The sequence below is a fragment of the Streptomyces sp. NPDC059455 genome (genome assembly GCF_042750115.1).
Lineage (GTDB): Bacteria > Actinomycetota > Actinomycetes > Streptomycetales > Streptomycetaceae > Streptomyces > Streptomyces endocoffeicus.
Window position 1 is genome coordinate 1 of sequence record NZ_JBHYVB010000444.1, and the last position, 2,621, is coordinate 2,621.

At 70.4% G+C, this 2,621-nt stretch carries 2 protein-coding genes; both read left to right on the forward strand.

Annotated features, from left to right (window positions below):
• On the forward strand, window positions 1-1,716 hold a 1,716-nt coding region (locus tag ACFXB5_RS53340), incomplete at its 5' end, for an SDR family NAD(P)-dependent oxidoreductase (RefSeq protein ID WP_385223261.1).
• Window positions 1,717-1,812: 96 nt separating this feature from the next.
• On the forward strand, window positions 1,813-2,621 hold an 809-nt coding region (locus tag ACFXB5_RS53345), incomplete at its 3' end, for a beta-ketoacyl synthase N-terminal-like domain-containing protein (protein ID WP_385223263.1).

The following is a 2,621-nucleotide window of genomic DNA, read 5'->3' on the forward strand; positions in this document are numbered from 1 at the left end:
CCCCACCTACGCGCCATGGGCCTCGACGACCACCACATCGCCTCCTCCCGCACCCCCGACTTCGAAACCACCTTCCACACCACCACCCAAGGCCAAGGCATCCACGTCATCCTCAACTCCCTCACCGACGACCTCATCGACGCCTCCCTCCGCCTCCTCACCCCCAACGGCCGATTCATCGAAATGGGCAAAACCGACCTCCGCAACGCCGAGGACCTGCCCGAGGGAATCACCTACCAGGCATTCGACCTGGCTCTGGATGCCGACGCTGACCGGATCGCGGGCATGCTGGCGGAGTTGGTGGAGCTGTTCGGCAGCGGCGCGCTCAGCTTGCCGCCGGTGCGGTGCTGGGACATGCGCGAGTCGGTGGACGCGTTCCGCTACATGGCCCAGGCCCGCCACATCGGCAAGGTCGTCCTCACCATCCCCCACACCCCCGACGGAACCATCCTCATCACCGGCGGCACCGGCAACCTCGGCTCCCTCATCGCCCACCACCTCGTCACCACCCACGGCGCCCGCGACCTCATCCTCACCAGCCGCCAAGGACCCAACGCCCCCGGCGCCACCGAACTCACCAACCAACTCCAACAACACGGCGCCCGCGTCCGCACCGTCTCCTGCGACCTCACCGACCGCACCGCCCTCACCACGCTCATCGACGAGATCGGCCCCCTCACCGGCGTCATCCACACCGCCGGAGCCCTCGCCGACACCACCATCGACCACCTGGACGCCGACGCACTCACCACCACCCTCACCCCCAAAGCCAACCCCGCCTGGTGGCTCCACGAACTCACCCAAGACCACGACCTCGCACTGTTCGTCGTCTTCTCCTCTTCGGCAGCGGTGCTGGGCAGCCCCGGACAGGCCAACTACGCCGCCGCCAACAGCTTCCTCGACGCCCTGATCACCCACCGCCGCCGCCAGGGCCTGCCCGGCACCTCACTCGCCTGGGGCTGGTGGCAACGGGAAGGCGGCATGACCGCCCACCTCACCCAGACCGACCACGACCGAATGACCCGCGCCGGTCTGTACGGCATCAGCGACGCCGAGGGCACCGCGCTGTTCGACACCGCCCTCGGCCACGGGCTGGGCGCCGTCGCACCGGTCAAGCTCCACCTGCCCACCATCGCGCGTTCCGGCAGTGTGCCACCGGTGCTCCGCGCGTTGGTGCGCGCCGCCCGGCCAACCGCCAGCCAGGCAGCCGTCCACGACGGCACCTGGGCCGACCGCGTCGCCGCGGTGGCACCCGAGGAGCGTCGGGCGGTCGTCCTCGAGTTGGTGCGGGCGCAGGCGGCCACCGTGCTCGGCCACGCGGGCGCCGAGCTTGTCAGCCCGACCCAGGCGTTCAAGGACAGCGGCTTCGACTCGCTCACCGCCGTCGAGTTCCGCAACCGCGTCACCACCGCCACCGGACTACGGCTACCCGCCACCCTGATCTTCGACCACCCCACACCGAACACGCTGGCCGATCACCTGTTGGCGCAGTTGGCCCCGGCCGACACCGGGCCCTCGCTGGCCGACCTGGACGGTATCGAGGTGACGCTGCGGGCGCTTGCCGAGGACGGGGAGCGGCGGCCGGCCGTGGTGGCGCGGCTGAAGCGGTGGATGTCGACGCTGGGCGCTACCCAGCCTGCCGCCGACACCGCGCTGGACCTCGACGCGGCGAGCGCCCGGGAGATCTTCGACTTCCTCGACGGCAAAGCGGGTTAGGGCATGTCCCACTGATCTTCGACGGGTCGCCCCGAAGAGCGTCGTCCCCACTGTCCGGTCCCCGTCCTTCCGGTTCACGTATGGAGCTGAGCACCGATGGCGAACGAAGACGAGTTTCTGCACTACCTCAAGAAGGCCGCCGCCGACCTGCGTGACGCCCGGCAGCAGATCCAGGAGCTGGAAGCCAGGGACCGCGAGCCCATCGCGATCGTGAGCATGGCCTGCCGGCTGCCGGGCGGCGTCGACTCGCCGGAGTCGCTGTGGGATCTGGTCGCCGCCGGTCGCGACGGCGTCTCCGCGTTTCCCATCGACCGCGGCTGGGACCTGGAGGACATCTACGATCCGGACCCCGACCACCCGGGCACGACATACGCCCGGGAGGGCGGCTTCCTGGACGACGCGGCCGGGTTCGACCCGGCGTTCTTCGGCATCTCGCCGCGCGAGGCGCTGGCCATGGACCCTCAGCAACGACTCCTGCTCGAGACCACCTGGGAGGTCCTGGAGCGCGCCGGCATCGACCCGGCGGCCCTGCGCGGCAGCCGCACCGGTGTGTTCACCGGTGTGATCCACAATGACTACGCCGACTGGTCGGCTGACGACACGGACCAGTTGGAGGGGTACCTGGGCAACGGCAGCGCGGCGAGCGTGGCGTCCGGCCGCGTCTCGTACACCTTCGGCTTCGAGGGCCCGGCCGTCTCGCTCGACACCGCCTGCTCCTCCTCCCTGGTCGCCCTGCACCTCGCCATACAGGCCCTGCGCTCCGGCGAATGCACCCTCGCCATCACCGGCGGCGTGACCGTACTGGCCTCAGTGGCGCCGTTCATCGAGTTCAGCCGGCAGCGCGGCCTCGCCGACGACGGCCGCTGCAAAGCCTTCGCCGCCGACGCCAACGGATTCGGCATGGC